We start from the raw sequence: 17,587 nt of genomic DNA, 5'->3' as shown, positions 1-17,587 counted from the left end.
GCCCGGGGCCAGCGCGCCCGTAGCGTCTGACGTATGACCGTATCGATCCGCGACCTGCGTCCGAGCGGGCCCGGCCAGGCAGATGACGCGCAGTCCGTCGTACGGGTAAGGCGCGCGTCCCTGCCCTTCATGATCACCACGCCCGAGGGCGTGGCCTTCGAGCTCTCCTGCGCCCACCCCGCCAAGCACTACCGCCTGCTCGTCGCCGAGACCGCGGACGGCCGGGTCATCGGTACCGCCCAGGTCGGCATCGCCTACGACAGTCCGGAGCCCGGGCAGTCGTACGTCAACGTCCTCGTCGATCCGGCCCACCGCGGCCTCGGCGCCGGATCCCTCCTGCTCCGCGCGGCCGAGGCGCACCTCGCCGCCCGGGGCGCGGTGGACACGTACGCCTGGGTCCTCGACGACCCCGCCCACCGCGCCTTCGCCGAGCGGCGCGGCTACCGCCCCAGCCGGTCCTCGCACTTCCTGCGCCTGGACCTGGCGGCGGGCGCCCTGCCCGCGCTCCCCGAGGTCCTCCCGGCCGGGGTCGAGCTGCGCCCGGCCTCCGCCTTCGCCGCCGACCCGCGTCCGCTCTTCGAGGCCGACGCGGAGACGACGTCCGACGAACCGGGGGACGTGGCAGCCGAGTTCGACGACTACGAGGACTGGCTCGCGCACACCTGGAACAGCCCGTCCCTCGACAAGGAGCTGACCACCGTCGTCCTCGTCGACGGCACGGTGGCCGCCTTCACCGCCGCCCAGACCGACGGAGCGACCCGCTACGCCACGGCGATGACCGGCACCCTGCGCGCCTTCCGCGGCCGGGGGCTGGCCAAGCTCGCCAAGACGGCGTCGCTGCACCGGGCCCGCGCGGCCGGGTACACCGAGGCGTTCACCGGCAACGACGCCGACAATGGTCCGATGCTCGCGATCAACGAGTGGTTCGGATACGAGATCTGCGCGACCGAGACGCGCTACACGAGGAAACTGGAGACAGTGTGACCGAGCAGCTGACCGTCGTCCTGACCAAGGCCGGCCGGACCAAGATCCGCTACCCGGCGGCGCAGGTCGCCGACGACGGCGACCGGATCTCGGTGCGCGCCCCCTGGGCGGCCGAGGGCGTACGGGACTTCGGCTTCGTGCGCTTCGAGCCGGGCGACGTGTTCGTCGAGCACTTCTGGCGCACGCGCTGGTACGCGGTCAAGGAGGTGTGGACCGGCGACGGCGTCCTCAAGGGCTGGTACTGCGACGTCACGCGCCCGGCGCTGGTGCGGAGCGGGGAGATCCTGGTGGAGGACCTGGACCTCGACCTGTGGGTCTCGGCGGACGGGACCTCCGTACTGCGGCTGGACGAGGACGAGTTCGCCGAGAGCGGGCTCGCCACGAGCGACCCGGAGGCGGCCGCCCAGGCCGTACGGGCCCTCGACGCCCTGGACGACCAGGCCCGCACGCCGGCCGGCCTGGGCGCGCTCCTCGCGTAGCGGGAGCGCACGCCGGACCGACCGACCGGGCCGTCGGCGCCACGGCAGGCCGACGGCATCACACCTTGGGGGAACCATGAGCGACACGACCGCGTTGGGCGACCGCATGAAACGGTACGAGGCCGCGCACCGGGCGGTGCTGCCCCGGCGCACGTACACGGTCCTGCGGCTCGACGGCCGGGCCTTCCACAGCTACCTGCGGGAAGCCGACAAGCCGTTCGACCTCGGCTTCGTCGAGGACATGGCGGCCGTGACCGAGGTGCTGTGCGGGGAGATCTCGGGAACGGCTCTCGCGTTCGCGCAGTCCGACGAGATCAGCCTGCTCCTGACGGACTTCGCGACCGCGGGGACCGAGCCGTGGTTCGGCGGAGTGGTGGCCAAACAGCTGTCCGTCTCGGCGTCGCTCGCCACCGCGGTCCTGAACGAACGCCGCCCCGGTCGGCGGGCTCTCTTCGACGCACGCGTCTTCACCCTGTCCGACCCGGTCGAGGTCGCGAACTACTTCCTGTGGCGTCAGCGGGACGCCGTGCGCAATTCCATCTCCATGGCCGCGCAGGCCCACTTCTCCCACAAGCGCCTCCAGCACGTCTCCACCCGTGAGATGCAGGAGCTCCTGTGGGCGGAGGCGGGCGTCAACTGGAACGACTACCCCGACGCCTGCAAGCGTGGCCAGGTCGCGGTGCGGCAGACCGGTGAGCGGGCCGTCGAGTACGTCGACAAGCGCACCGACGAGACGGTGCGGACGACCGCCGTCCGCTCCTGGTGGGAGGTGACCGGAGCGCCGCACTTCACGACGGAGCCGACGGGGTGGCTGGCCCGGGTGATCCCCGCGCTGCCCGTGTTGGCCGGAGCGTCCGCCTGACGCCCACCGGCTCAGAACACGGGCAGGGCGCCGAGTGACGTGCCGTCCAGGAGGAACACGCGGTTCGCGTCGGCCGTGATCCAGTAGCGCTCGGGGTTCTTGATGACGGGGAACACCCACGGCGGCCGGTTCTCGGGCGAGAGGTCGACGACGTTGATGCCTCCTTGGGTCCTGTTGACGGTGACCGACCAGAGGCCGTTTCCCTGCACGACGAGCGGGCTGGGCGGATCGCATTCGAGGAGACCCGCGAAGGCCCAGTCGGTTCCCTTGCCGTTCCGGAGGTCGAAGCGGAGGGGGAACCGCTGGGCAGTCGCGTACACGTGGTCGCCGTGGATGGTCGCGGGGCCCCAGGAGAGTGCTTCGGAGTTCGGCGGCTTGGGGTTCTCGACCGACCAGAGGTCCTTGCCGTCGACGATGTCGAGAGCGAAGAGGTTCTTCCCGGTCACGCACAGGGAGCGGCCCGACAGGGCGACCTTGGCCCGGCCGTCGTCGGACTGCTTGCGGCGGTCCCACACCTTGCGGCCGTCGGCCGTGTCGAGGGCGACGACGGCCCCGTCCGCCGCCGTGATGACCAGCCGGCCGTGGGCCGCCAGGCCGCGCGACGCGGCCTTCGTGCCGAGGTCCGCGTCGACGTCGACCGTCCAGCGGATCTTGGCATCGGACCGGCCGACGCCGCGCACCCGCCTGTCCTTGGTGATCAGGTAGACGGCCTCCTCGTCCGCGGCGAGGAGGGAGGCGGCCTCGGCCGGGGACTTCCACTTCGGCTCGCCGGTCGAGGCGACGAAGGTCACGAGGGTGCCGCTCCGGTCGGTGGCCGCCACCAGCCGGTCGGAGAGGGACAGGTAGCGGTTCGCGGCCACCGCCTCCGGCGCCGACCATCGGAGCGTGCCGTCGACGACGCTGTGCGCGGCGATGCCGCCGTTCGGCGCTCCGACGATGATCACGTTCCGTACGGGGAGGGGCGCGGGCGACTCTTCCGAGAGCGCCGAGGGGACGCTCCAGAGCGGCTTGGCCGTCTCGCCGAGGACGTAGTCGCCCTTCTTCGGGTCCAGGACGCGGGCCTGCGGGGTCTGTACGGCCGGCGGGATGTCGAAGGGGCCGCTTCCCTTCCGGATCCACCACGCGGCGCCGGCGCCGCCGGCCGCGAGCACGGATCCGCCGACCGCGAGGCCCGTCAGCAGGCGGCGACGTGAGACGGAGCGCGGTGCGACCCCGCCCGGCACCGTGGTCAGCCGGTGGAGGCTGTGCTCGCGGGTCGTGATGTCCTGTGCGACCGGTCCGTGCCGCCAGGCGCGTTCGGCGCCCCGGGGCGGGGCGAAGAACCGGATGATCTGCTCCGGCAGGGGCCGCGACGCCGGGTCCTTGGTGAGGCACGGGCCGATCAGCGGCTGGAGCGCGAGCGGTACGCGGTCCAGGCGCGGCTCGCCGTGGACGACCTCGTACTGCACGGCGGCGACGTGTGAACCCTCGTACGCGTGCTGCCCGCTCGCCGCGTACACCAGGACCGCGCCCAGGGAGAAGACGTCGGCCGGTGGGCCGACGCGCTGCCCGAGGACCTGCTCGGGCGCGCCGTAGCCGGGGGTGACCGGGACCTGGCCGGTGGCGGTGAGGGTGAGGCCGTGTTCGGGGCGGGCGATGCCGAAGTCGATGACGCGGGGGCCCGTCGCGGTGAGCACGATGTTGGCGGGCTTCAGGTCCCGGTGGACGAGGCCGGCGGCGTGGATGTCGCGGAGCGCGTGGGCGAGCGCCGCCGCCAGGGCCCGTACCGTCGGTTCGTCGAGCGGCCCGTGGGAGCGGACGGCATCCGCGAGGGTCGGCCCGGTCAGGAACTCGGTGGCGATCCACGGACGCCCGCCTTCCGTCCGGGCGTCCAGGACGCGGGCCACGGAGCCGCCGGTGACCGCCCTGGCCATCTGGGCCTCGCGGACGAATCGTTGCGTGAGGTTCTGGTCGTGCGTCAGGTGGGGGTGCAGCACCTTCACGGCGGCGGCGTGCCCCTCGCCGTCCTGACCGACGTAGACCTTGCCCATGCCTCCTTCGCCGAGCACGGCGAGGATGCGGTAGGGACCGAGTCGGATCGGGTCTCCGGATTCCAGGGGCTTCATTGCGTGTGCGGCTTTCTGTGAGCTCAGTCGAGGGGGTACGCGGCGGTGTATTCGCCGCCGATGGCGATGAGCCGCCTGGCGGACGCGTGGGCGAAGTACCGCGCCTTGGCGGCTTTGAAGGGGCGGGTCACTGCGCCGGTCCGGATGTCGGCGGCCACCAGTCCGGACGAGGCCCTGCTGTGCGCGTACACGTACGCGATCCCGACCGCGGGCGGGGTGTCGAGATCCTCGGCCGGGACCTCGCGGCTCTTCTCCGCCCACCGCTGGGTGCCGTTCGTGGCGTCGAGCGCGACCATGCCGCGGCCTTCCTCGACGGCGTACACCACACCGTCCTTGACGGCCGGGGGGCTGAAGCGCGCCCGCGGAGTCTGCCCTTCGAAACGCCAGGCCTCCTTGCCGTCGGCCAGGGCGAGCGCAACGAGTTCACCCGCCGACGGGTACACGTGCCGGCCGTCCACGGCCAGATGGGCCCGGGTCAGAACCGGCTGCTTGCCGTCGAGCGGCCGGTCCCACAGCGCCTTGCCCGTCCGTGCGTGGTGTACGACGAGGCGCGGTTCTCCGTCGGCGGACTGCTGGACGAGGACCAGGTACTCGCCCACGGCCCGGGCGGACAGGAAGTGCAGGCGCTCGGACTTGTCCGGTCGAGCGGGGAGCGGGACCTCCCAGAGTCTCTTGCCCGAACGGGTGTCGACGCCCAGCAGGAACCACGTCTGGTCCTTGCCGAAGCCGCCTTTCGTGTGCGGGCCCCGGCCGCCCACCAGGTAGACGGCGTCGCCCGTCGCGCAGAGCACCTGGGTTCCGTGGAGGATCGCTCTCAGGTCCCCCAGTTCACCGAACGGGGCCTTGAGCCTTCCGGTGGCCGGATCGACGGTGGAAATCCTGAGCGGATCGGTCTCTTCGAGGGTGTAGTCGACGGCGTGGATCTGCTTGCCGTCCGTGGCGGTCCGGTGCATGAAGTAGACACCGGGGTCCGACCACTTCGTCGCTCCGGTCACGGGGTCCAGGCCCTTTACGCCGTATTCGCCCACGACGACCAGTCCGTCCAGGACGAGCGGCGCGGGCGGAATGCGGGGTTCGGCGTAGCTGGTCTGCACCTGCCAGAGCAGGTCCCAGGCGGGTTCCTTCGAGGCGGCGGCGGGTGGCTTCGGGCCGGTGGTGTCCTGACGGCCCAGCCAGGCCCAGGCGCCTGCTCCGACCGCTGCCGCTCCGAGTACGGAACCGCCCCCGAGGACCAGGAGCCTGCGGCGGGACAAGGCGGACGGGGTGGACGGCGTGAACGGGGTGAACGGCGTGGAGGGGGTGCCGTTCGGAAAGGCTTCGGCGAGGTCGGCTTCCGGTGGGGCCGGGAGGCGGTGGGGCCGGGCGTGCCAGACGCCGCCGACGCGGCGGGCGATCTCCATGAGCAGGGGCTCGGGGAGATGGCCGGCGAAGCCGCCCTCCCCGGGGTGCAGTTGGGCGGCGAGCTCGGTGGTGGTGGGGCGGTCTGCGGGGTTCTTGCCGAGGCAGCGGGCCAGGACCGGGAGCAGGGCCGGGGGGACTCCGGTGAGGTCGGGGTCGGCGTAGCGGACGCGGTAGATGAGGTCGGCGTGCTGTCCGGTGCCGAAGGGGCCGTGGCCGGTGGCCGCGTAGGTGAGGACGCCGGCGAGTGCGAAGACGTCGCCCGCAGAGGTGTGTTCCTGGCCGGTCGCCTGCTCGGGGGACATGAAGGCGGGCGTGCCCGCGGCGGTACCGGTGCGGGTGAGGCGGTCGTCGCCGATGGCACGGGCGATGCCGAAGTCGATGACCTTGGGACCGTCTGCCGTGATCATGATGTTGGAGGGTTTGAGGTCGCGGTGGACGACGTCCGAGGCGTGGAGCTGGGCCAGAGCCGCACACAGCAGGGCTCCCAGCGCGCGTACCGCGGGCTCGGGGAGCGGTCCCGCGGTGGAGACGGCGTCGTCGAGGGGCGGGCCGAGCACGTACTCGGTGGCCAGCCAGGGGGTTTCGGCGAGCGGGTCGGCGTCGAAGACCTGGGCGCCGTGCACGGGGCCGATGACGCGGGCCGCGTCCACCTCGAGGCGGAAGCGGGTGCGGACGGCGGGGTCGGTGGCGATGCGGGCGTGCATCGTCTTCAGCGCCGCCGTACGGCCCGTGGCCGAGCGGGCGAGGTAGACGGTGCCCATGCCGCCGCTGCCCAGGCGGGCGATGAGGCGGTAGGCGCCGAGCCGGTGCGGGTCGTCGTGGGTGAGCGGGGAGAGCATCAGCCGTCAGTCCAGGGAAGCAGGAACGGGGAGTTCGGCCGCGAGGACCTGCGCCGACTGGCGCGCGAGCGCGGCGACCACGGGCGGCGGAAGAGGGATCGGCGCGGCCGGGTCCAGGACGGTGGCCTGATGTGCCGCCGCAGGTGCGGCCGACTCCAGGTGGGCGAGGACCTGGTGCGCCTGCGGACGCCGCTCGGGGTCGCGGGAGAGGCATGCCGCGATCAATTCGCGGAGGAGAGGGGGAAGTTCGTCGCGTTCGGGGACGGTGTGGCCGGTTCCCGCGTAGGCGAGTACCGCCCCCAGGGCGTACACGTCGCCCAGCGGGCGCGGCCGTCCACCGGCCGCCTGCTCCGGGGCGAGACTGCCGGAGTCGAGGCCCGGCAGGCCGCTGCGCCGCTCGCCGTCCGGGGCCGCGGCCCGTACCGCCCCGAAGCAGCTCAGGCGGGGGCCTTCGGTGGTGAGCAGTACGGCGTCGGGGGACAGGCCCGCGTGCGTCACGCCGTGGGCGTGGGCGGTGGCCAGCGTCCGGGCGAGGGCGGCGCCCAGCGCCCGTACGAACGGCTCGGGCAGCGGACCGTCGTGAGCCCGCAGGGCGGCGGGGAGCGGCAGGGCCGGGACGTACGGCGCCGTGCACCAGGGGAGGTCCGCCGTGCCGCCGACCTCCCCGACCGGCAGGAATCCCGGAATCGAGAGCCGGCGGGCACCCTCCGCCTCGATCGCCCAGCGGGTCGGGTCGACGTCGGCGCGCGGGAGGCAGGCGAGGTACGTGCGGTCGCCGTCGGCGCTGCGGGCGATGAAGCGGCGTGCGGGAACGGCCGTGTAGGAGTCCGCATCGAGCCGGGCCAGGTTGATGTGGGGCCCGGTCCGTGGAGGGTCGTCATGGCGCAGCCGTTCCATGCGCGCTCTCCCCCGGTCCGTGATGATCCGGGACCAGCCTACTCAAGCGCCGGTGCGGGGGCGGAGGGCGGTGTCGCAGGCGGCCGGGCCGTGGGGCGGAAGGCTCTGAGAGCCCGGTTCCTGAGCCCCTCCTTACTGCTTCCTTAAGCGGACCCTAAGGATCCCCTCCCGCCGCCCGGATCCGGTGAAAGCCGTGGTCCGGGGGGCTAGCTTGGCGGGGCCAGGACAGGAAGGGCCCGATGTGGCGCCGCCGGGGGGCGGCGCCGCGGAGCCCATTTCCGATTCCGCCGGCGCTCCCCCGCCTTGTGCCCGAAGGAGATCCACCCATGCCCGCACGCCGCACCGTGACCCGTATCGCCGGCAGCGCCGTCGTCGCCGGACTGGCCCCGCTCGCGCTGGCCGCGTACGCCGCCGCTCCCGCGGCCGCCCACGGCTCGATGACGGACCCGGTCAGCCGGGTGGCCGCGTGCTACGCGGAGGGCCCGGAGGCCCCGCGGTCGGCGGCGTGCAAGGCGGCGGTCCAGGCGAGCGGGGCGCAGGCGTTCTACGACTGGAACGCGGTGAACATCGCCAACGCGGCCGGGAACCACCGGGCGTTGATCCCGAACGGCCAGCTGTGCTCCGCCGGCAACGACAAGTACCAGGGTCTGGACCTGGCCCGGGCCGACTGGCCGGCCAGTCCGATGACCGCCGGCGCGCACACCTTCCGCTACAAGGGCACGGCTCCGCACAAGGGTTCCTTCGAGCTGTACGTCACGAGGGACGGGTACGACCCGGCGCAGCCGCTGAAGTGGGCCGACCTGGAGCCCGCTCCCTTCGCGAAGGCCACCGACCCGGGCATGCAGAACGGCGACTACGTCTTCCAGGGCACCGTCCCGAACAAGTCCGGCCGCCACCTGATCTACAGCATCTGGCAGCGCTCCGACAGCCCGGAGGCCTTCTACACCTGCTCGGACGTGGTCTTCGGCAAGGACAACGGAGGCAACGGGGGCAACGGCGGCGGGGGCGGCGGGGGCGGCGGCAACGGCGGCACGCAGACCGGCAAGCCCAGCACCAAGCCCACCGCGAAGCCCAGCGCGAGCTCCGCCCCCTCGGCGCCGACGGACCAGCAGATCGCCGACGGCGCGGACAAGTCCACGGTGGAGCACAACGGGCACGGCGACAACGACCCGAAGACCAACGGCAGTACGGCCGTGCCGACGGCCGTCGACACCACCACCGCCGCCGCGGCCCCGCAGAACGACAACCTCGCGCAGACCGGCGGCAGCAGCGCCACCCCGTCGATCGCGATCGCCGGGGCCGGCGCCCTGTCCGTCGGCGCGGCCGTGCTGTTCGCCGTGGCCCGCCGCCGTGCGACGACCGGGGGAGGGTCGCGCCGCTAGTCGAAGACCGAGGCGCAGGTGGTCCGTTCGGCGTGGGCCGGGTCGAGGGCGTTGAGCGCCTCGTGCCACGCGATCCGGTCCGTGATCCCGATGCCGGCGTGTTCCGAGAAGTCCAGGACGCACAGGTCCTGGAGTACGACGTTCCGTACGTTCGGGCCGTCCAGGAACTGGGTCCGGTACGGGGTCACCACCTCGTCGTACTTGGTCGCGATCACCGTGTACTTCACCCCGGGCACGGTGTCACCGCCCTCGTTCAGCTTCTGCTGGAAGGGGGATCCGGCGATCTGGTCGGCGAGGCCCGGGGTCGCGGTGCTGATGAGGTCCTCGGCCCCGGGGAAGTACGGGAGGAGCTTGGTGAAGCCGAGCAGGGTGGTGCCGTGGTTGCTGGGCGCGAGCCCGACCAGGGCGCTCACCTTCTCGGCGCCGCCGAGGAACTTCAGGTAGTAGCGCGGCATCATGCCGCCCTGCGAGTGGCCGATGATGTCGGTCTTGGCGGAGCCGGTGGAGGCGAGCACCTTGTCGACGAAGACGTCGAGCTGCTCGGCGGACTTGTCGATGGGACCGAGCCCGTGGAAGAAGGGCACGCCGGGCAGTTGCCCGTAGTCGAGCGAGTAGACGCAGTACCCGCGGTGCACGAGGTACGGCGCGAGGCCGAGCCAGTTGTCGACGGAGTTGCCGAAGGTGCCGTGCACGAGCACGACGGGGCGCGGGTGCGCGGCGGACGGCTTGCAGGACCAGTTGTTCCAGCCGCTGCTGGGTGCGGTCGCGGCCTGCGCGGTGCCGGTGGGGGCGACGAGCGCGGCGGCGGTGAGGGTGAGGACGGCCAGCGGGCGGAGCAGGCGTCTCCAGGGCAGCATCGTGTGATCTCCTTGCGGGTCGACTCAAGGGGATGGGCGTGGGGGTTCGTCCCGTGATCCGGATCACAAAGGGGGGCTGCTGCCGCCAAATTACGGGCGAGTAGCAACGCATGGAAGTTACGCGTCGGTAAAAACTCGCGTGTCGCCGATCCTCCGTCAGGCCGCGAGCGTGCCGCGGGCGATGGCCTGCGGCCCGAAGCGTGCGCGGACCCGGTCCGTGACGGCTTCCAGGCGGCGGGCCTTCTCGTCCTCGGGGTCCAGACTGAGCTGCCGCGCGGCCCGTTCGGCCGGGGTCAGGTCCTCGGCCCGCAGGGACAGCGCACGGACCCGGGCCCGTTGCAGGCCGAGGCCCGCGTACAGGGCGTAGGCGGTCGCGGTCAAGGCGGCGGAGTGCGCGGTGGGTTCGGCCAGGATGCGCGTCCGCGTGAGCGTGGTGCGGTCGGCGCAGCGGACGGTGAGCGAGAGGGCGCGGCAGACCTGCCCCCGGCCCTCTTCCTGTGTACGAAGCTTCGCGCCGAGCTCATGCGTCAGCGAGAGCAGGGCCCGCCGGTGCCGCGCGGGATCCAGCTCGTCCCGGTCGAAAGCCCGCTCGGCGGCGATGCTGCGGGCGCCCGCCCCCGGCTGGACGGGGGTCCGGTCGATCCCGAGGGCGCGCTCGTGCACCTCGCGCCCGAGCCGGGCGCCGAGGATCCGCCGCAGGGCCGCGGGCGGGGCGGCGGCGACCCGGCCGACGGAATCCAGGCCGTAGGAGCACAGGGTGCGGGCGGCCTTGGGGCCGACCCCGTCGAGGACGGTGACGGGCTTGCCCGCCAGGAAATCCCGTACGGCGGCGGGCCGTTCGGGAATCACCAGGGTCTGCCCGGGCCGGGTCTCGCGGACCGCCGCCCGGGCCAGCATGGGGTTGCCGGCCACGCCGACGGCCGCGTCCACCCCGTACAGGGCGAGGGCCCGGACCCGGATCACGGCGGCCAGCCGGGCGGCGTCGCAGCCGAAGTAGCGCAGCGCGCCCCGGACATCGGCGAGGGCGGTGTCCGGTGGCAGGGCCTGCACGGCCGGGGTGACGCCGCCGAGCAGCGCGAGCACCCCGGCGTACGCCTCGGCCCCGAGCGGTCCCCCGTCGGCCGGGCGCAGCCGCAGGCACATCACGGCCGCGCGGTCCCCTGCCCCCGCGTCCGCGATCCGGCCGGTGGTCATCCCGCGCTCCCGGGGCTGGAGTGCCACAGCTTGCGGCCGGTCGCGGGGCCGGTGCCGGGGGGCTGGAGGTCGGCCCAGGGGTTCATCTCGTACCCCGTGGAGAAGTGGATCCGGCGGCCCGCTCCCCGCTCGCCCGCCGCACCGTCGCCGTCGCCGTCGCCGGACGCGGCCGACGGGGCCGACGGGGCCGACGCGGTCGGCTCGGCCAGCCGGGCCGCGACCGCGTCCAGGCCGCCCGCCGCCCGCAGTTCCACCAGCTCCGCCAGGTTCCACGCCACCGCCCCGACCACGCTCAGGCTCTGCGGGCCCCGCCGCTGCACGACGCCCCGTACCAGCAGCAGGAAGGAGTGGAAGACGGTGTGCGCGCACCGCTCGTGGCTGTCGTCGAAGAAGGCCAGGTCGACCAGGCCCGTCCCGTCGTCCAGCGTCGTGAAGATGACCCGCTTCCCGGACCGGATCGGCGGGGTCTGGGTGGCCGCCTTGGCCCCCGCGACCAGGACGGTCCGCCCGTGTTCGATGTCCCGCAGCCGGCGCGCCGGGATCACCCCCAGCTCGGCCAGGAAGGCGTGGTGGTCCGCCATCAGGTGCCGCGAGGCGTCCATGCCGAGGACGCCCAGCTCGGCGCTGAGCCGTTCCGCGTCGGTCAGGTCGGGCAGCCCGACGGAGGCCGTGGACCGGCCGCCCTCCAAGGGGAGTTGGGCGCCGCCCCGGACTCCCGCCGCCCGCTGCGCGCCGTGCAGCTCCGTCAAGTGCAGCAGCAGGTCGCGCCGGTTGGCACCGAAGGCGTCCAACGCCCCGACCTGGGCCAGCCGTTCGGCCACCGGGCGGCCGGGGTGCGCCCGGTCCCAGAAGTCGCGCAGGGAGGCGTACGGCTGTCCGGTCTCGATCCGCTCCGCCTCGGCCTCGCTGATGCCGTGGACGTCGGACAGCCCGAGCCGCAGCCCCCACACACCGGCCGGATCGGACACCAGTTCGATGCGGTGGGCGACCGCCGACCGGTTCACGTCCAGCGGCAGCACCGGCACGCCCCGCCGCCGCGCGTCCGCCAGCAGCAGCCGCTTCGGGTACATCCCCGGATCGTGCGTGAGCAGCCCGGCGTAGAAGGCCGCCGGATGGTGCGCCTTCAGCCACGCCGACTGGTAGGTGGGCACGGCGAAGGCCACCGCGTGCGCCTTGCAGAAGCCGTACGAACCGAAGGCCTCCACGATCTCCCAGGTCCGGGCGATCACCTCCACCGGATATCCGTGCTCGGCCGCCTTCGCCGCGAACCAGACCTTGATCCGCGCCTGCGACTGCGGGTCGGACAGCCCGCGCCGCACCCGGTCCGCCTCGTCCCGCCCGCAGCCGGTCATGACGTGCACGATCTCGATGATCTGCTCGTGGAAGACCACCACCCCGTACGTCTCGCGCAGCGCCTGCGCCAGGTCCTCGTGCGGGAAGCGGACCGGCGCCCGCCCGTGCCGGGCCTCGATGAAGGGCCGCACCATGTCGGCCGCCACCGGCCCCGGCCGGAAGAGGGAGATGTCGACGACCAGGTCGTGGAAGGTCGACGGCTGGAGCCGTCCCACCAGGTCGCGCTGGCCCGGCGATTCGATCTGGAAGCAGCCCAGCGTCTCGGCCGAGCGGATCAGCTCGTACGTGGCCCGGTCCCCCGGCGGCACCTGCGCCGGGTCGTCCAGGTCGAGCTCCTGCCCGGTGCCGCGCCGGATCTCCGCGACCGCGTGCGCCATCGCGGACTGCATCCGTACGCCCAGGACGTCGAGCTTGAGCAGCCCGAGCTCCTCCACGTCGTCCTTGTCGAACTGGGACATGGGGAAGCCCTCGCCGCTGGTGGGGACGACGGGCGTACGGGCGAGCAGCGAGGCGTCGGAGAGCAGCACCCCGCACGGGTGCATGGCGATCCCGCGCGGCAGCGCGTCCAGCGCTTCGACGAGCTCCCACAGCCGCCCGTACGACTCCCCCCGTACGTCGCGCAGTTCGGGGAGTTCCTCCAGTGCGGCGCGGGCGTCGCGGGCCCGGATGTGCGGGAAGGCCTTGGCGAGCCGGTCGACGGCGGCCGGGTCCATGGACAGGGCGGCGCCGACGTCGCGGATGGCGTGCCGGACCCGGTAGGTCTCGGGCATGGAGACGGTGGCGACGCGCTCGGTGCCGAACCGGTCGATGATCCGCCGGTAGACCTCCAGCCGGCGGGCGGACTCCACGTCGATGTCGATGTCGGGCAGGACCCGCCGGCGCTTGGACAGGAAGCGCTCCATCAGCAGGCCGTGCGCGACGGGGTCGGCGTGCGCGATCCCGAGCAGGTGGTTGACGAGGGAGCCGGCGCCGGAGCCGCGTGCGGCCACTCGGATGCCCATCTCCCGTACGTCGTCCACTACTTGAGCGACCGTCAGGAAGTACGAGGCGAAGCCGTGGTAGGCGATGATGTCGAGCTCGTGGTGCATCCGCTCCCAGTACGCGCGGTCGTCCGCGTAGCCGCGCAGCACCATGCCCGCCGAGGCGCGGGAGGCGAGGACCCGCTGGGCGCTGCGGTGGGCCGCGCCGACGAGCCGGGCCTCGGGGAAGTGCACGGAGCCCATGCCGAGGTCGTCCTCGGGGTCCACGGAGCAGGCCTCGGCGGTGTGCCGGGTCTCGGCGAGCAGGCGCCTGGCGTCGGCGGGGCGCAGGCCGGCGGCCCGGGCGATCCGGTCGGCGGCCTCGGCCATGGCGTCGGGGCCCTTGAGCCAGCGCTCGCCGGTGTCGAGGGGCCCCCGGTGGTCGATGGGGACCAGGCGGCGGGCCGCGTCGAGGATGTCGGCGACCGGGCCCTGGCCGGGGTCGGCGTAGCGGACGGCGTTCGTGAGCACGGCCGGGACGCCCTGCTCGGCGGCGAAGCCGACGGTACGGGCGGCCAGCCGCAGCGAGCCGGACCCGGTGCCGGTGCGGCCGTGGTGGACGGCCTCCAGGCGCAGGGAGTCCCCGTAGATCTCCCGCCAGGGCGCCAGCAGCCGGGCGGCCCGGTCGGGGCGCCCGGCGGCGAGCGCCCGCCCCACCTCGGAGCCGGGCCCGAGCAGGACGAGGACGCCCTCGCCGCGCAGGGCGCTCCAGGGCAGCAGCGGGACCTCGGCGGCCCCCGCGTGGGCGGCGGTGACCATCCGGCACAGCTCGGCCCATCCGGCGGCCCCGTCCCGGGCCAGGAAGACGGCCCGGGCGGCGGACTCGTCGACGAAGGCCCCGCCCTTGACGGGGGTGCGCCGCCGGTACGAGGCCTCGCCCGTACGCACGCCACCCGCGCCGCCCGCGCCGCCGGCACCGCCCGCGGCGGAGCCGGCCGAGCCCCCCGACCCGGCCGACCCCGCCGGAGGCGACACGGCCATGTCCACCCCGAACAGCGGCCGGATGCCCGCCTTCGCGCACGCCTTGGCGAACCGCACGGCGCCCGCCAGGGTGTCGCGGTCGGTCAGGGCGAGGGCGTCCATGCCCCGCTCGGCGGCGCGTTCCGCCAGCCGTTCGGGGTGCGAGCCTCCGTAGCGCATGGAGAACCCCGAAACGGTGTGCAGATGCGTAAAACCAGGCACCCGCGGCCTCCTGCTTCGCTCGTAGAACACCTCCTCCCCCAGCTCCACCATAGAGCAATTCGAATATCCGTGCGAAACGCTTGTTCGATCGTCTGAGGTCATCCATTCGGCCCCTCCCCTGCTGCGCCCCGCCCCCCGTACGCCGAGCGTGTGAACATGACCCAGCGCACCGAGAGCACCGCCCCAGGCCCGTCCCAAGGCTTCCTCGCCGAGATCAAGGACGCCGTGACCACCCGGGCAGCCCTGCTGGTCCTGGGAGTGCTGGTCCTCCAGCTCGCCTTCATCACCTCGTACATCGGGGCCTTCCACCATCCGAAGCCCAGCGAGATCCCGATCGCCGTGGCCGCCCCCGCCGCACCGGTGGCCGAGCAGTCCGCGAAGCAGCTCGCGGCCCTGCCCGGCAAGCCCCTCGACCCGCACGCGGTCAAGGACGAGGCGGCGGCGCTCGCACAGATCGGCAACCGGGACGTCGACGGCGCGCTGATCATCGACCCGGCCGGCAAGACCGACAGGCTGCTGGTCGCCTCCGGCGGCGGAGCCTCGCTGTCCCAGGCCCTGGAGGAGATCGTGGGCCTCGCCGAGAAGGCCCAGGGGCGCACGGTCCGGGTCACCGACGTGGCCCCGGCCGACAAGGGCGACAGCCGCGGCCTGAGCTCCTTCTACCTGGTGGTCGGCTGGTGCGTGGGCGGCTACCTGTGCGCCGCGATCCTCGCGATCAGCGCGGGCGCCCGCCCGGCGAACTCCGCCCGCGCCGTCATCCGGCTCGGCGCGCTGCTCGCGTACGCGATCGCCGCCGGGCTGCTCGGGACGGTCATCGCGGGCCCGGTCCTGGGCGCGCTGCCCGGCAGCATCATGGGCCTGTGGGGGCTGGGCACCCTGGTCGTCTTCGCGGTCGGCGCGGTCACCCTCGCCTTCCAGGGGCTGGCGGGCGTGGTCGGCATCGGCCTCGCGATCCTGCTGATCGTGGTGTTCGGCAACCCGAGCGCGGGCGGCGCCTACCCGTACCCCCTGCTGCCACCGTTCTGGAAGGCCATCGGCCCGGCCCTGCCGCCGGGCGCCGGTACGTACGCCGCGCGCTCCATCGCGTACTTCAAGGGGAACGGCGCGGGCGGGCCGATGCTGGTGCTGGCCGCCTGGGCGGTGGCCGGCGCGGCCGTCACCGTGGCCTGCGCGGTGTTCCGCAGGGGCCGGCCGGGGGCCGCCGTGGGGAGCGGGCTCCCCGATGACGCGCCCTCCGTACCCCGCTTCGCGGGCGGGGGCACGGACGCCGGGTGAGGAGCCTTTCCCCACCCCGCCCCTTCCCGGAACTGGGGGCTCCGCCCCCATGCCCCCGCGCCTCGAACGCCGGCGAGGCTGGATCTTCAGCCCCGCCCGGCGTCAGGCCGTCCGGTGGACCACCTCGCCCGCGACCACCACCGTCTCCGCGACCGTGCCCGGGATCCGCTCCGGCGGGATGCGCAGGATGTCCCGGGACAGGACCACGAAGTCCGCCGCCTTGCCCACCGTGAGGGAACCGCGCTCCCGCTCCAGGAAGTTGGCGTGGGCGGAGCCCATCGTGTAGCCGTGCACGGCCGTCGCCACGTCCACCGTCTCGGCCGGCTGCCACGGCTCGCCGCCGGCGAGGGGGCGGCGGGTCACCGCCGTGTAGATGCCGACCATCGGGTCCATCTCCGCCACGTTCCAGTCGCTGGAGAACGCCAGCACCGCCCCGGCCTCGTGCAGGCTCCGCATCGGCCAGGCCTTGTGCCAGCGGCCCTCGCCCACGTTCTGCGCCCAGTCCTGGCCCGGCCCCGCGATCTCCGGCGCGCAGTGCCGCGGCTGCATGCACGCGACCACGCCCAGCTCCGCGAAGCGCGGTACGTCCGCCGGGTCCAGGCACTCCACGTGCACCACCTGGTGGCGGGCGTCGCGCGGGCCGTTCACCGTCCGCGCGTGCTCCACCGCGTCCAGCACGGTCCGGATCCCCCGGTCGCCCGTGGCGTGCACGAAGCACTGGAAGCCCCGCGCGTCCAGCCCGGCCAGCAGCTCCGCGAACTCCTCGGCCGGGTAGAAGGTCTCGCCCCGGTGCGTGCCGCACCCCGCGTACGGCTCCAGCAGCGCGGCCGTACGCGGTTCCACCACGTCGTCGATGTACAGCTTGAGCGGCCCGACCCGCAGCCGCTCCCCGGAGAACCGGCGGGCCGCTTCCTCGAAGTCGGCCAGGTCGCTCTCGCCCGTACCCCGCGGGTGGAACAGCGCGGCGACGATCCGCGAGCGCAACCGCCCTTCCGCCCGGGCCCGTTCGTAGAGGGCGAGGTCGTCGAGGGAGTTCTGCGGCTCCACCACCGTGGTGATGCCGAAGCCGATCGCGTCGTCGAGGCTCTTCGCGAGCCGCCCGTACTGCCGCTGCGGCGAGGCCCACGGGACGCCCAGCTCGCGCAGCGCCCGGTGGCCGTCCCGCGAGAGCCCCTTGACGGCGAAGTCCTTGACGAATCCGGTGGGTTCGCCCGCGGCCGGGTCCACCACGGCCGTGCCGAACGGCAGATCGGTGTGGTCCCGCGAGACCCCGAGCCGCCGCATCGCGGCCGTGTTCAGCCAGGCCGTGTGCACGTCGTACGAGAGCACGAGCGCCGGGGTGTCCCCCGTGACCGGGTCCAGGTCGGCGGCGCACGGCATCCGCCCGCCCGGGATCGCGGAGTAGTCGAAGGCCTCGGCCTCGATCCACTGCGCGTCCGGGTTGGCCGCCCGCCAGGCCAGGATCCGCTCGTGGATGCCCTCCAGGGTGCGCACCCCGGCGAGCTGCACGCAGGCGTCGTCCGAGCCGAGCCGGACGTGGTTGTGCGCGTCGATGAAGCCGGGCAGGACCAGCTTCCCGCCCGCGTCGATCCGCTCGGTGTCCGGGCCGGCCCAGGCCGCGGCCTCGGCGTCGGGACCGACCCAGACGATCACCCCGTCGTGCACGGCCAGGGCTTCGGCCTCGGGGAGGTCCGGGTCCACGGTGTGGATGCGGGCTCCGGTGAGCAGCAGGTCGGCGGGGAAGGGGCGTGCCATGTG

Annotated in this window: 12 protein-coding genes; 5 read left to right on the top strand and 7 right to left on the bottom strand. The window is 73.8% G+C overall.

The window, feature by feature from the left end; all coding sequences use genetic code 11:
• Nucleotides 1-33: 33 nt before the first annotated feature.
• From ACZ45T_RS06645 to ACZ45T_RS06635, 3 genes are all read left to right on the top strand, one after another.
• The gene (locus tag ACZ45T_RS06645; protein ID WP_468438171.1) at nt 34-984 is read left to right on the top strand and encodes a GNAT family N-acetyltransferase; all 951 of its coding nucleotides are present in this window, start codon (nt 34-36) and stop codon (nt 982-984) included.
• Nucleotides 981-1,463 carry a ribonuclease FAU-1 family protein gene (locus ACZ45T_RS06640; RefSeq protein WP_468438170.1) on the top strand — a complete coding sequence of 161 codons (483 nt, stop codon included), beginning with the start codon at nt 981-983 and terminating at the stop codon, nt 1,461-1,463. Before ACZ45T_RS06645 ends, ACZ45T_RS06640 begins: the two co-directional genes overlap by 4 nt.
• Nucleotides 1,464-1,539: 76 nt before the next feature.
• On the top strand, nt 1,540-2,325 hold the full coding sequence (locus tag ACZ45T_RS06635) for a tRNA(His) guanylyltransferase Thg1 family protein (protein WP_468438169.1): 786 nt from the start codon (nt 1,540-1,542) through the stop codon (nt 2,323-2,325).
• Between the two features lie 11 nt (nt 2,326-2,336).
• Here ACZ45T_RS06635 and ACZ45T_RS06630 read toward each other — a convergent pair whose 3' ends face one another.
• Genes ACZ45T_RS06630 through ACZ45T_RS06620 form a run of 3 tightly spaced genes read right to left on the bottom strand, consistent with a single transcriptional unit; the run spans nt 2,337 to nt 7,567 of the window.
• Complete coding sequence (locus tag ACZ45T_RS06630) at nt 2,337-4,430, bottom strand: protein kinase domain-containing protein (RefSeq protein ID WP_468438168.1); 2,094 nt, start codon at nt 4,428-4,430, stop codon at nt 2,337-2,339.
• Nucleotides 4,431-4,453: 23 nt separating this feature from the next.
• Nucleotides 4,454-6,670 (bottom strand): serine/threonine-protein kinase, encoded by a 2,217-nt coding sequence (locus ACZ45T_RS06625; RefSeq protein ID WP_468438167.1) that lies wholly within the window; start codon nt 6,668-6,670, stop codon nt 4,454-4,456.
• Between the two features lie 6 nt (nt 6,671-6,676).
• Nucleotides 6,677-7,567, bottom strand: coding sequence for a protein kinase family protein (locus tag ACZ45T_RS06620; RefSeq protein WP_468438166.1), 891 nt, complete (start codon nt 7,565-7,567; stop codon nt 6,677-6,679).
• 326 nt (nt 7,568-7,893) lie between these two features.
• Here ACZ45T_RS06620 and ACZ45T_RS06615 point away from each other — a divergent pair, with 326 nt between their 5' ends.
• Nucleotides 7,894-8,949: a lytic polysaccharide monooxygenase gene (locus ACZ45T_RS06615; RefSeq protein ID WP_468438165.1), complete on the top strand. Its 1,056-nt coding sequence runs from the start codon at nt 7,894-7,896 to the stop codon at nt 8,947-8,949.
• Here the strand turns inward: ACZ45T_RS06615 and ACZ45T_RS06610 are convergent.
• The 3 genes from ACZ45T_RS06610 to ACZ45T_RS06600 form a co-directional block, all read right to left on the bottom strand.
• Entirely contained in the window at nt 8,946-9,806 is an 861-nt protein-coding gene (locus tag ACZ45T_RS06610) for an esterase/lipase family protein (protein WP_468438163.1), read from the bottom strand. The two genes, ACZ45T_RS06615 and ACZ45T_RS06610, sit on opposite strands and share 4 nt — an antisense overlap.
• A gap of 156 nt (nt 9,807-9,962) precedes the next feature.
• Nucleotides 9,963-11,000, bottom strand: a complete 1,038-nt coding sequence (locus ACZ45T_RS06605; RefSeq protein ID WP_468438161.1) for a DNA polymerase Y family protein — start codon at nt 10,998-11,000, stop codon at nt 9,963-9,965.
• Nucleotides 10,997-14,554, bottom strand: a complete 3,558-nt coding sequence (locus tag ACZ45T_RS06600) for a DNA polymerase III subunit alpha (protein WP_468438159.1) — start codon at nt 14,552-14,554, stop codon at nt 10,997-10,999. Before ACZ45T_RS06600 ends, ACZ45T_RS06605 begins: the two co-directional genes overlap by 4 nt.
• Nucleotides 14,555-14,710: 156 nt before the next feature.
• On the opposite strand from ACZ45T_RS06600, the gene ACZ45T_RS06595 reads away from it, so the two are divergent.
• Nucleotides 14,711-15,829: a DUF3533 domain-containing protein gene (locus ACZ45T_RS06595; protein ID WP_468438157.1), complete on the top strand. Its 1,119-nt coding sequence runs from the start codon at nt 14,711-14,713 to the stop codon at nt 15,827-15,829.
• Nucleotides 15,830-15,931: 102 nt separating this feature from the next.
• On the opposite strand, the gene ACZ45T_RS06590 is transcribed toward ACZ45T_RS06595, so the two are convergent.
• Nucleotides 15,932-17,584: an amidohydrolase gene (locus tag ACZ45T_RS06590; protein WP_468438155.1), complete on the bottom strand. Its 1,653-nt coding sequence runs from the start codon at nt 17,582-17,584 to the stop codon at nt 15,932-15,934.
• Nucleotides 17,585-17,587: the final 3 nt, after the last annotated feature.

The sequence above is a fragment of the Streptomyces sp. NPDC030995 genome, assembly GCF_055571215.1.
This window is presented reverse-complemented; position numbering and strand designations above follow the sequence as displayed.